General features: G+C 70.2%; 10 protein-coding genes. 3 read left to right on the top strand and 7 right to left on the bottom strand.

Annotated features, from left to right (window positions below; translation table 11 throughout):
- A partial coding sequence (tdh, locus tag DW296_RS12185; RefSeq protein ID WP_136052451.1) for an L-threonine 3-dehydrogenase occupies window positions 1–788 on the bottom strand: 788 nt, incomplete at its 3' end.
- 82 nt (window positions 789–870) lie between these two features.
- Here tdh and DW296_RS12180 point away from each other — a divergent pair.
- Genes DW296_RS12180 through DW296_RS12170 form a run of 3 tightly spaced genes read left to right on the top strand, consistent with a single transcriptional unit; the run spans window position 871 to window position 4381 of the window.
- Window positions 871–1803: a LysR family transcriptional regulator gene (locus DW296_RS12180; protein WP_136052450.1), complete on the top strand. Its 933-nt coding sequence runs from the start codon at window positions 871–873 to the stop codon at window positions 1801–1803.
- A gap of 9 nt (window positions 1804–1812) precedes the next feature.
- The gene (locus DW296_RS12175; protein WP_136052449.1) at window positions 1813–3864 is read left to right on the top strand and encodes a M3 family metallopeptidase; all 2052 of its coding nucleotides are present in this window, start codon (window positions 1813–1815) and stop codon (window positions 3862–3864) included.
- Window positions 3865–3883: 19 nt separating this feature from the next.
- Window positions 3884–4381: a GyrI-like domain-containing protein gene (locus DW296_RS12170; RefSeq protein WP_136052448.1), complete on the top strand. Its 498-nt coding sequence runs from the start codon at window positions 3884–3886 to the stop codon at window positions 4379–4381.
- A gap of 8 nt (window positions 4382–4389) precedes the next feature.
- On the opposite strand, the gene clpX is transcribed toward DW296_RS12170, so the two are convergent.
- The 6 genes from clpX to DW296_RS12140 form a co-directional block, all read right to left on the bottom strand.
- Window positions 4390–5658, bottom strand: coding sequence for an ATP-dependent Clp protease ATP-binding subunit ClpX (gene clpX / locus DW296_RS12165; protein ID WP_136052447.1), 1269 nt, complete (start codon window positions 5656–5658; stop codon window positions 4390–4392).
- 117 nt (window positions 5659–5775) lie between these two features.
- The gene (locus DW296_RS12160; RefSeq protein ID WP_136052446.1) at window positions 5776–6300 is read right to left on the bottom strand and encodes a hypothetical protein; all 525 of its coding nucleotides are present in this window, start codon (window positions 6298–6300) and stop codon (window positions 5776–5778) included.
- Window positions 6301–6403: 103 nt separating this feature from the next.
- Complete coding sequence (locus tag DW296_RS12155) at window positions 6404–7255, bottom strand: aldehyde dehydrogenase family protein (RefSeq protein ID WP_136052445.1); 852 nt, start codon at window positions 7253–7255, stop codon at window positions 6404–6406.
- Window positions 7252–8694 carry an aldehyde dehydrogenase family protein gene (locus tag DW296_RS12150; protein WP_136052444.1) on the bottom strand — a complete coding sequence of 481 codons (1443 nt, stop codon included), beginning with the start codon at window positions 8692–8694 and terminating at the stop codon, window positions 7252–7254. The genes DW296_RS12155 and DW296_RS12150 overlap by 4 nt, the downstream gene beginning before the upstream one ends.
- Window positions 8695–8704: 10 nt before the next feature.
- Entirely contained in the window at window positions 8705–9706 is a 1002-nt protein-coding gene (deoC, locus tag DW296_RS12145) for a deoxyribose-phosphate aldolase (RefSeq protein WP_136052443.1), read from the bottom strand.
- Window positions 9703–10638 (bottom strand): sugar-binding transcriptional regulator, encoded by a 936-nt coding sequence (locus DW296_RS12140; protein ID WP_136052442.1) that lies wholly within the window; start codon window positions 10636–10638, stop codon window positions 9703–9705. Before DW296_RS12140 ends, deoC begins: the two co-directional genes overlap by 4 nt.
- Window positions 10639–10775: the final 137 nt, after the last annotated feature.

Raw genomic sequence — 10775 nt, 5'->3', positions numbered from 1 at the left:
CCGAGCATGGCGATGCGTCCGCCGTGGTTCATGTTGTCGATCATCGCCGGGAGCGCCGACGCCGCGCCGCTCATCTCGAAGCCGATGTCGAAACCTTCGCGCATGCCGAGCGCCCGCTGCGCGTCGTGGATCTCCTGGCGGGAGACATCGACGACCTCGTCGGCTCCCATCCCTCGTGCCATCTCCAGCCGCGGCGCGCTCACGTCGGTCCCGACGATGAAGCGGGCGCCCGCATGCCGGGCGACGGCGATCGCCATCAGGCCGATCGGACCACACCCGGTGACGAGCACGTCCTCGCCGACGAGCGGGAAGCGGAGAGCGGTGTGCACGGCGTTGCCGAGCGGGTCGAAGATCGCGCCGAGCTCCGGGGTGACCTCGGCATGGTGCACCCACACGTTGGTCGCCGGCAGCGAGAGGTACTCGGCGAACGCTCCGTCGCGCTGGAGCCCGAGTCCGATCGTGCGGATACACATCTGCCGGCGCCCGGCACGGCAGTTCCGGCACGTGCCGCAGACGATGTGCCCCTCGCCGGACACCCGGTCGCCGACGGAGATGTCGTGGACGAGCGGTCCGATCTCGACGACCTCGCCATAGAACTCGTGACCCGGGATGAGGGGCGCGGCGATCGCGGAGGCCGCCCAGTCATCCCAGCGACGGATGTGCAGATCGGTACCGCATATGCCGGTGCGGAGGACGCGGATGACGACCTCGCCGGGACCCGCGACAGGGTCGGGGCGTTCCACCAGCGCGAGGCCGGCGCCGGGTTCCTCCTTGAACAGAGCCTTCATACTCCGATCCCATCGCATCCCCTTGCTGTAGAGCAATCGGCATCTTCTGTATCGTCTCTATAGCTCTGACTAAACTATGGGAGTGGAACTCCATCAGCTCCAGATCCTCCGCGAGCTCGGAGCCTTGGGCAGCGTGACGGCCGTCGCCGATGCCCTCCGAGTCACCCCTTCCGCGGTCTCGCAACAGCTCGCCGCCCTGCAGCGTTCCTTCCCCGCTCCCCTCACCCGTCGCCGGGGCCGCACCCTCGTGCTGACCTCCGCCGGCGAGGTGCTCGCGGCGGCCGGGGCCGAGGCCATCGACGCCATGGCGGCAGCGCGCCACGCCCTGGACGACTTCGAGGGCGCGGCGACGGGAGAGGTCAGCGTCAGCGGCTTCCACAGCGTCGGTCAGGCGCTCTTCGGCCCGCTCGTACGGGAGCTGTCCGGGAAGGAGCATGCCCCGACCGTGAACCTCACGGACGAGGACGTCGCGCAGAGCGAGTTCCCCGGGCTCACCGCGCGGTACGACCTCGTCCTCGCCCACCGGATGGAGCACTCCGCCCCGTGGCCGACCGAGGGTGTCCGCGCCGTGGGTCTCGTCCGCGAGCCTCTGGACGTCGCCGTCTCCGCCGAGCACCCTCTCGCCGGTCGCCGCACCCTCTCGCCGGACGAGATCGCCGACGAGCAGTGGGTGACGAGCCGTGTGGGGTACTCCCCCGACGACGTGCTCCGCGCCGTCGCCGCCGTCGCCCGCCGCCCGGTCGAGGTCCGGCACCGCATCAACGACTACGGTGCGGTGTCGGCGGTGGTCGCCGCCGGCGGCGTCCTGGGGATGCTCCCCCGGTTCACCTCGCGCAGCGTGGACGATCGCGCCATCGTGCGCATCCCACTCCGAGGCGTGAGCACGCACCGCATGATCGACGTCCTCGCACGACCGGAGAACCTGCGCCGCCGCTCGGTCCGTGTCGTCGTCGATGCCCTGCGAGAGGTGATGACCCGTCTGAGCGCGGAGCGTTCCGGGGACGGCGATGGCTAGGCTCGGAGGATGAGCGACGCCACGAACCCGCTGCTGCAGCCGTCGACCCTCCCCTTCGGACTCCCGGACTATCGCGCCATCCGGCCCGAGCACTATCTCCCCGCCTTCCGCGCCGGGTTCGCGGCGCAGCTCGCCGAGGTCGCGAACATCACCCGGGTACGGTCGATGCCGACGTTCGAGAACACCCTCGAGGCGCTGGAGAGGTCGGGGGATCTCCTCGACCGGGTGGCGCACGCGTTCTACACGGTGAGCTCCGCCGATGCCACACCGGAGATCCAGGCGATCGACGAAGAGCTCGCTCCGCTCATGGCCGCCCATCAGGATGCGATCACGCTGGATGCGGCCCTCTACGCCCGCGTGGCCCACGTGTACGAGCAGCGTGAGGCGCTCGACCTCGATCCTGAGCAGCGCTACCTGGTGGAGCGCTACCACCGCGAGATGACGCATGCCGGCGCCGGGCTCGACGACGAGGCGAAGGCGCAGCTCACGGCTCTGAACCAGAAGCTGTCCGTGCTCACGAACACGTTCGAGCGGAACCTGCTGAGCGATACGAACGACCTCGCCGTGGTCTTCGACTCCGCCGCCGAACTGGAGGGCCTCAGCACCGGCGAGCTGTCCGCCGCCGCACGCGCCGCGGCCGACCGCGGGCTCGACGGCCGCTACCTCCTCACCCTGCCGCTGTTCACCGGCCACCCTGCGCTCGCCCGGCTCGCGGTGCGGGAATCCCGTCGCCGGATCATGGCGGCGTCGCGCGCGCGCGGCTCGCGCGACAACGGCAACGACAACCGCCCGGTGCTGCGCGAGATCGTGCGCCTCCGCGCCGAGCGCGCGCGCCTCCTCGGATACCCGTCGCATGCCGCGTACATCACCGCCGACGAGACGGCGGGCTCTCCGGAGGCCGTCGAGCGGATGCTGCGCCGGTTGGCTGCGCCGTCCGCCCGGAACGCCCGCACCGAACGGGACGCGCTCCAGGCGATCGTCGACGAGACCGAACCGGAGCCCTTCCCCGTGGAGGCCCACGACTGGGCGTTCTACACCGAGCGCGTGCGCACCGCCCGCTACGACATCGACACCGCCGCCCTGCGCCCCTGGTTCGAGGCGGAGCGCGTGCTGCAGGACGGCGTGTTCTTCGCGGCGACCCGCCTGTACGGGGTGACCTTCCACGAGCGGCACGACCTCGCGGCCTACCATCCGCAGGCCCGCGTCTTCGAAGTGCGCAATGCCGACGATTCCCCCTTGGGTCTCTACGTGCTCGACCTCTACACGCGAGACTCCAAGCGCGGCGGGGCCTGGATGAACGCGATCGTCAGCCAGTCCCGGCTGCGCGGCAGCGCCCCGGTCGTGGTCAACAACCTCAACGTCCCGCAGCCCGGCGACGGCGAGCCCACGCTGCTGACGCTCGACGAGGTGACGACGCTGTTCCACGAGTTCGGGCACGCTCTGCACGGCCTGTTCTCCACGGTGACCTACCCGCACTTCGCCGGGACCAACGTGTTCCGCGACTTCGTCGAGTTCCCCAGTCAGGTGAACGAGATGTGGATCCTCTGGCCCGAGGTCCTGGATCACTACGCCCGGCATCACGAGACCGGGGAACCGCTGGATCCCGCCATCGTGGAGCGGCTGCGGGAGACCGCGACCTTCGACCAGGGCCACGCGACCAGCGAGTACCTCGCCGCGGCGTGGCTGGATCAGGCGTGGCACCGGCTCTCCGTCGACGACGCGGTGCACGACGTCGCCGGATTCGAGGCGGCCGCGCTGGCGGACATCGGGCTCGACGACCCCGCCGTTCCGACCCGGTACTCCTCCACCTACTTCGCCCACGTCTTCTCCGGGGGTTACAGCGCCGGGTACTACTCGTACATCTGGAGTGAGGTGCTCGACGCCGACACCGTGGAGTGGTTCCGGGAGAACGGCGGCCTCACCCGGGCCAATGGGGACCGCTTCCGCCACCGGCTGCTCGGGGTCGGCGGCGCGAAGGACCCGCTGGCCGCCTACCGCGACTTCCGCGGACGGGACGCCGAGATCGAGCCGCTCCTGAAACGCCGTGGACTGGATTCCTGAGTCGTGAGACCCTGAGCGCATGGACGCATTCCCCGACGCTCCCTTCGGCCCGACGGACAGCCTGGAGCTGGACGCCGTTCCCCTGGCCGTCATCCGCCACGAGGGCATCCGGATCGCCGACCTCCGCGATGTCTTCGACTCCGGATACGCGGCGATCGGTGCAGCCTTCGCCGCCGGCACGCTGATCCCCGCCGGCCCGGCACTCGCGATCTATCACGGCGATCCGATGGGCGTGTTCGACCTGGAGCTCGGCTTCCCCGTGCAGGCCCCACCCTCCGACCCGATCGCCACCGGCGACGGGGCCGCCATCATCGCCGCGACCCTGCCGAGCGGGCAGGCCGTCGCGAGCAGCGTCTTCGGTTCCTACGACGGCCTCGGCGCCGGCTGGGCCGGGTTGGTCGCGCGCGCCGCGGAGGCGGGGCTGCACCCGCGCGGCGTCTGGATCGAGGTCTACGTCTCGGACCCCGGTGTCGATCCCGACGAGCTCCGCACGGACCTGCTCATGCCCGTGGCCTGAGCAGGCGTTCAGGCGCTCTTGCGCTTGCGCTCCATCACGATGGTGGGCGGGGCACCCTCATCGACGGCGGCACGGGTGATGATCACCTTGGCGACGTCGTCGGCGGACGGGATCTCGAACATCACCGGGCCGAGCACATCCTCCAGGATGGCACGGAGTCCACGGGCACCGGTCTTGCGCTCGACGGCGAGATCGGCGATCGAGCGCAGCGCGTCCTCCTCGAACTCGAGCTGGACGCCGTCGAGCTCGAACATGCGCTGGTACTGCTTCACGAGGGCGTTTCGCGGACCGGTGAGGATGTCGATGAGGGCGGCCTGATCGAGCGGTGACACGTTCGTCACGACGGGCAGACGACCGATGAACTCCGGGATGAGACCGAACTTGTGGAGGTCTTCCGGCAGCACCTCGCTGAACAGATCGAGGTCCTTGCCCTTGTCGTGCAGCGGAGCGCCGAAGCCGACACCGTGCTTGCCGACGCGCGCCGAGACGATGTCCTCCAGCCCGGCGAAGGCCCCGGCAACGATGAAGAGCACGTTCGAGGTGTCGATCTGCAGGAACTCCTGGTGCGGGTGCTTGCGACCGCCCTGCGGCGGCACCGAGGCGACCGTGCCCTCGATGATCTTCAGCAGCGCCTGCTGCACGCCCTCGCCCGACACGTCGCGGGTGATCGACGGGTTCTCGGCCTTGCGGGCGATCTTGTCGACCTCGTCGATGTAGATGATGCCCTGCTCGGCGCGCTTCACGTCGTAGTCGGCGGCCTGGATGAGCTTGAGCAGGATGTTCTCGACGTCTTCGCCGACGTAGCCCGCCTCGGTCAGTGCCGTCGCGTCGGCGACGGCGAACGGCACGTTGAGGCGCTTCGCGAGCGTCTGCGCCAGATAGGTCTTGCCGCAGCCCGTCGGGCCGATGAGCAGGATGTTGCTCTTGGCGATCTCGACCTCTTCGGCCTTCTGCTCGGCCGGCTGCAGGGTGCCGTGCGCGCGCACGCGCTTGTAGTGGTTGTAGACGGCGACGGACAGCGCGCGCTTCGCGGGCTCCTGTCCGACGACGTACTCTTCGAGGAACGAGAAGATCTCGCGGGGCTTCGGCAGCTCGAACTCGGCGACACCCTCGGCGGACGACTCCGCCATGCGCTCTTCGATGATCTCGTTGCAGAGCTCGACGCACTCGTCGCAGATGTACACGCCGGGTCCGGCGATGAGCTGCTGCACCTGCTTCTGGCTCTTTCCGCAAAAAGAGCACTTGAACAGGTCAGCGCTTTCACCGATGCGGGCCATGCGCGTCCTCCTCGGGGGGATCAGGATCGTTCTTCGAGCCTAACCGCTGCATACGACACCGGGCCGCATTGGCGACGAGTCGTTCGGCGGGTCCGGCGGATGACGATGCCTCCACCGTCATTCGGCGGGGAGGCAGCCGCCGTCCATGATGTATCCCCCGACATCGATCCGGACGTCGTCCGGACGCACCTCTCCGAAGACGCAGCCGCCCGAGGGACCGTCGGCCCCGAACGCCACCGCGCGCGCATCTCCCCGGGCGACGTGATGGACGAGGCCGACCTCGCGCAAGGCGTCCTCGACGGCGGTCACGGAGATCGTGCTCTCCGTGCGCAGCGCTTCGAGACGCACGCGGAGGTCCGCCACCGGCTGCTCGGCGGCCGCCCGCGCCTCGGCCGACGTCTCCATCCGCTCACGATGCCGGTCGTTCTGCTCCATCGCGTGTTCCGGGTCGTACGGCGCACACTCCGGCGGAAGCTCGGCGCCGTCCACCTGCGGGCAGGCGGCGGTGGGCGTCACGGTCGGCGTCGGCTCTCCGGCGGCGACGCCGGCCGGCGCCGCAGCGCATCCGCCGAGCACGAGGATCGCCGCGAGCACGAGCGTCACACGCCCGGGGCGGGCGCGAACGCCGGAGGTCGCCATCATTCGGCCATGAAACCACAGCAGCGGCGTCACCCGCACGCTACCCGCACGACGAGGGCCCCGCCGCGCGGTGCGCGACGGGGCCCTCGGTCGTCCTGACGTGTCGTCAGACCATGCTCTTGGTGTGCCAGACCGTCTTGACCTCGGTGAACGCGGCGATCCGCTCCGGCGAGGCGACCACATCACCGGGGGCGAGCACGCGCTTCAGCGTGTCCGCGGCGGCGATCTGCATGTCCACCCACTCCAGCGCACCGGCGCCGGCGAGGTCGAGGGCATTCACGTCCTGGTGCGAGGCAAGCCACGGCGCGATCTCCGCCGGCGAACCGGTGAGCACGTTCACCACGCCGCCTGGCACGTCGCTGGTCGCCAGCACCTCGGCGAGACTGATCGCGGAGAGCGGGTACTGCTCGCTCGCGACCACGACGACGGTGTTCCCGGCGACGAGGGCCGGGGCGATGACAGAGACCAGGCCGAGCAGGGCCGAGTCCTGCGGAGCCACGATGGCGACCACGCCCGTGGGCTCGGGCACCGAGATGTTGAAGTACGGACCGGAGACGGGGTTGGCGTTGCCCGCCACCTGGGCGTACTTGTCGCACCAGCCGGCGTACCAGACCCAGAGGTCGATCGCCTCGTCGACCTGGGCCGTGGCCGCAGAGGACGAGATGCCCTCCTGCGCCACGATCTCGTCGACGAACTGCGCGCGGCGCCCCTCGAGCACCTCGGCGACGCGGTAGAGCACCTGGCCGCGGTTGTAGGCCGTCGCCCCCGACCAGCCCTTGACGGCGGCGCGCGCGGCGACGACCGCATCGCGGGCGTCCTTGCGGGAGGCCTTGGCCGCGTTGGCGAGGAAGGCGCCCTTGCGGGAGACGACCTCGTACGTGCGTCCGGACTCGCTACGGGGGAAGGCCCCGCCGATGGCGAGCTTGTAGGTCTTCGGAACGGTCAGTCGCTTGCTCATGCTGCGGCTCCCTTGAGGTAGGCGGTGAGCCCCTGGCGACCGCCCTCGCGGCCGAACCCGGACTCCTTGTAGCCGCCGAACGGGCTCGACGGGTCGAAACGGTTGAACGTGTTCGCCCACACGACGCCCGCACGCAGCCGATCCGCGACCGCGAGGATGCGCGAGCCCTTGTCGGACCAGATGCCGGCGGAGAGACCGTACGGGGTGTTGTTGGCCTTCGCGATCGCCTCGGCGGGCGTCCTGAAGGTGAGGACCGACAGCACCGGCCCGAAGACCTCGTCACGGGCGATGCGGTGCGAGGCCTCGACGCCGGTGAAGATCGTCGGGGCGAACCAGAAGCCCTGCTCCGGGATCGCGCAGTCGGCGGTCCAGCGCTCCGCGCCCTCGGCCTCGCCGATGTCGCTCAGCTCGCGGATACGCGCGAGCTGCGCGGCCGAGTTGATCGCGCCGATGTCCGTGTTCTTGTCGAGCGGGTCGCCGAGACGCAGCGTCGACAGCCGGTTCTTCAGCCGGTCGACGACCTCATCGTGGATCGACTCCTGCACCAGCAGGCGGCTGCCCGCACAGCACACGTGGCCCTGGTTGAAGAAGATGCCGTTGACGATGCCCTCGACGGCCTGATCGATCGGCGCGTCGTCGAACACGATGTTCGCGGCCTTGCCGCCCAGCTCCAACGTCAGCTTCTTGTTCGTCCCCGCCACGGCGCGGGCGATGTCGCGACCCACACCCGTCGAGCCGGTGAAGGCGACCTTGTCGACGTCCGGGTGACGCACCAGGGCGGCACCGGTCGCCCCGGCTCCGGTGACGATGTTCACGACCCCGGCGGGGAGATCGGCCTGCTGCAGGATCTCGGCGAAGATCAGTGCCGTCAGCGGCGTGGTCTCGGCCGGCTTGAGCACGACCGTGTTGCCGGCCGCCAGCGCGGGCGCGAGCTTCCACGCGAGCATCAGCAGCGGGAAGTTCCAGGGGATGACCTGCCCGGCGACACCCAGGGCGCGCGGGTTCGCGCCCAGACCGGCGTAGTCGAGCTTGTCGGCCCACCCCGCGTAGTAGAAGAACCAGGACGCGACGAGGGGCACGTCCACATCGCGGCTCTCCTTGATCGGCTTGCCGTTGTCGAGGCTCTCGGCGACGGCCAGCTCGCGGGCGCGCTCCTGCACGAGGCGGGCGATGCGGAACAGGTACTTGCCCCGGTCGCGGCCGCTCATGCGCGACCAGACCTTGTCGTAGGCGCGACGTGCCGCGGCGACGGCGCGGTCGATGTCCGCGTCGTCGGCGGAGGCGATCTCGGCGATGTCCTTCTCGGTCGCCGGGGAGATGGTGCGGAAGGGCGTGCCGGAGCCGTCGACGAACTCGCCGTCGATGAACAGCCCGTAGCTGTCCTTGAGGTTCAGCACCGCCGTGGACTCCGGAGCCGGAGCGTATTCCAGGAATGACATGTCGGGTGTCCTAGTCGATCGTGACGTAGTCGGGGCCGGAGTAGTGGCCGGTGGTGAGCTTCTGGCGCTGCAGGAGCACGTCGTTGAGCAGGCTCGAGGCGCCGAAGCGGAACAGGTGCGGCTGGAGCCACTCCTCCCCCACGGTCTCGGCGACGGTCACCAGGTACTTGACCGCGTCCTTGGACGAGCGGATGCCGCCGGCGGGCTTCACGCCGATGCGCTCGCCCGTCCCGCGATACCAGTCGCGCACCGTCTCCAGCATGAGCAGCGTGGTCGGCAGCGTCGCCGCCGGCTGCACCTTGCCGGTCGACGTCTTGATGAAGTCACCGCCGGCGAGGATGCCGAGCCAGGAGGCGCGCTTGATGTTGTCGTACGTGTTCAGCTCGCCGGTCTCGAGGATCACCTTGAGCGAGGCGTACGAGCCGTCCTCGCGGCGGCACGCCTCCTTGACCTGGGCGATCTGGTCGAACACCAGCCCGTAGCGGCCGGACAGGAAGGCACCACGGTCGATGACCATGTCGATCTCGTCCGCGCCGGCCGCGACCGCCTCCGCGGTGTCGGCGAGCTTGATCGCGAGGGAGGACCGGCCGCTCGGGAAGGCGGTGGCCACGGCGGCGACCGAGATGAGGCCGTCGTCGGGGTCGCCGTGCAGGCTTCCGAGGGCCTCGACCGCGCCGGCGACCATGTCGCCGTAGACGCAGACCGCGGCGACGCGGGGCGTCGAGGGGTCGGCGGCGTCGGGGTTCTTCGCCTTGGCGACGAGGGACCGCACCTTGCCGGGGGTGTCCGCGCCCTCCAGGGTGGTCAGGTCGATCAGCTTGATGATCGTGTCCAGCGCCCGCGCCTTCGACGTCGTCTTGATCGAGCGGGTGCCGAGGCCGGCAGCGCGCTGCTCCAGCCCGACGGCGTCCACGCCAGGGAGGCCGTGCAGGAAGCGACGGAGGGTCGCGTCGTCCGGCTCACCGCCGAGGACGTCCACCGCCGTCCTGCGGCTGAGTTCTGTCGTCGTCACTGTTCCTCCAACAATGCTCGTGCTGTGGTCTCATCGGTCACCAGGACCCCGCACAGGCCGCTGGTCACGACCGTGCGCGCGATGTCGTGCTTGGCGGGGCCCGCCGTCACGAAGATGGCCCGCGCGGCGCCGCGCAGACGGTCGAGCGAGACGCCGACCGTGCGGGCGTCCAGCTGCGGGTCGACGATGTTGCCCTCGGCGTCGACGTAGCGCCCGAGGACGTCGCCGACGGCGCCGCGGCGCGCGAGCTCCTCCACATCGTCGGCGGTGAGATAGCCGTTCTCGACGTGGGCGGAGGTCGCATCGCACGGTCCGGCGGTGAACAGGAACGCCTGGGCGTCCGCGGCCTCCTCCAGCACGGCCGCGACGGTGCGGTCCCCTTCGATGGCCTGCTTCGTCTCGACGTGCTCCAGGATCGCGGGGCTCGGCAGCAGGGAGACCTGGCCGGAGGCGCGCTGGGCGATGGTCACCGCGAGTCCCGCGGCCCCGCCCGAGCGCCGGTTGAGGCTGACGCCGCCGTTGAGCTGCACCACGGTGACGCCGTTCGCCCACCCGTCGGGCAGGGCCTCGGCCACGGCACGGAGCGTCTTGCCCCAGCTCACCCCGAGAGTGCGCGGAACAGGGCGGAGGGCGGTCAGGAAGTCGGCGGCCGCCTGAGCGACGCGCTCCAGGGTGCCCTCGTCACCCTCGGGAGAGGGGACGACCACGGCGTCGGTGAGACCGAAGCGCTCCACGAGCTCGCGCTCGAGGCCGAGTCGACGTGCGCGCGGGTGGACGATCTCGATGCGGACGATGCCGCGCTGCCGCGCCTGCGTGAGAAGGCGCCCGACCTTCCACCGGGAGATCTTCAGGAGACCACCGATCTCGTCCTGCGTCTTGTCCTCGTCGTAGTACAGCTCGGCGGCCCGGACCATGAGCAGATCTTCTTCCACGGTGTCCTCCTTCCTCCTCCAGGGTAGGCCGGATTCAGCGTTCGCGCACCCATCTGCTCATATGCGCATTCGCGCCATCCTCCCGCGCGCATCCGCCGGACACGCGAAGAGGACGCCCGTCGATCGACGGGCGTCCT

Origin of the sequence: Microbacterium sp. K36 (assembly GCF_004794355.1) — a bacterium.
Taxonomy (GTDB): domain Bacteria; phylum Actinomycetota; class Actinomycetes; order Actinomycetales; family Microbacteriaceae; genus Microbacterium; species Microbacterium paraoxydans_D.
Note: the sequence above shows the minus strand (reverse complement) of the source record. Positions and strands in the feature narration are given on the sequence as shown.